Consider the following 1,072-nt stretch of genomic DNA (forward strand, 5'->3'; position numbering starts at 1 on the left):
TGTGTCGAAGCCCTCAAAGGCTCCGAACATCGTTCCTCACGACCACGCGCGAAAGGTGCCACCAGAACAGCGCTTACGGTCAAGTGCGCCGAGCGGCTCATCGAGCAAGAGGAACGGCGGATCAGCGATCAGGGCTCGAGCAAGCGCCACGCGCTGTTACTGGCCGCCGCTCAATTGCGACGGCATGCGGCCGCCAAAGTCGGTGAGGTGCACGCGCGCGAGCATGCGGTCGACCTGCGCTGCCTCTCGGCAGCCTTCATGCCGCGCATTTCGAGCGGGAATTCTAGGTTCGGCGCACCGTGAGGTGCGGAAACAGCGCATAGCTCTGGAAGACGATGCCTTGGTCGCGCCGATAAGACTGCACCGCCGCGACCTAATTCCCAGCAATCCGGATGTCTCCCTCAGTGGGCGCTACGAACCCGGCGAGCAGCATCAGGGCCGTGGTCTTGCCCGAACCCCTTGGGACCGACGGTCAGCGACAAATTGCTGACCGCAGCGACTGCCCCATACATCTTGTGACGCTGCCGAACTCAATCTGGGCCGGAACCGAGTTTTTCTCCAATGCTTCATCCTCGGCAATTGGCGGGGTGATGTTCTTTAGATCCAAGGTCACGGCAGGCCGGACAGTGCCGAGCGGTCGAGCCCCATCCATACTACGACATCAACCATTTAACTAGTTTTAGAGGCCCTTCGACCGCCAGATGAGCCAACGTCTAGCTGAGCCGAGCGTTTGCCGCGCACATGATTAAGACCGCTGATTACAGTTATCGAGTGGTCATAAAATGGACCGGCCAGTCGATTTGTATCACCTCTGCTCCGAACCGGGCAAGATAGGAACGTCGAATGCAGGTCAGCGACAGTATTAGTCAGATCCAGATTGGTCTCAAGCCATTCTTTCGGTCTGCCAAGCGGAGCGTCGGGCGCCTTTCCAGGCATTGCCGAGAGTGCGGCGACTGCTCACATGCATCCAGCAACAATTTGGCAATACCAGCTGAATCTCAGATATTTTCGACTGCACGTCGCACTGCAATTAGCCGCTTCTCCCAGGCGTCGCCGGTGAGCCTCTTTGCGC

General features: G+C 58.8%; 2 protein-coding genes. Both read left to right on the top strand.

The features are described from left to right. The coding region (locus FJ419_RS31535; RefSeq protein WP_176479576.1) for a hypothetical protein at positions 1 to 303 on the top strand (303 nt) is incomplete at its 5' end. 540 nt (positions 304 to 843) lie between these two features. Then, positions 844 to 1,072, top strand: a 229-nt coding sequence (locus tag FJ419_RS31065) for a hypothetical protein (RefSeq protein WP_210239596.1), incomplete at its 3' end; no start/stop codon positions are given.

The organism is Mesorhizobium sp. B2-6-2, assembly GCF_006440615.1.
GTDB lineage: Bacteria > Pseudomonadota > Alphaproteobacteria > Rhizobiales > Rhizobiaceae > Mesorhizobium.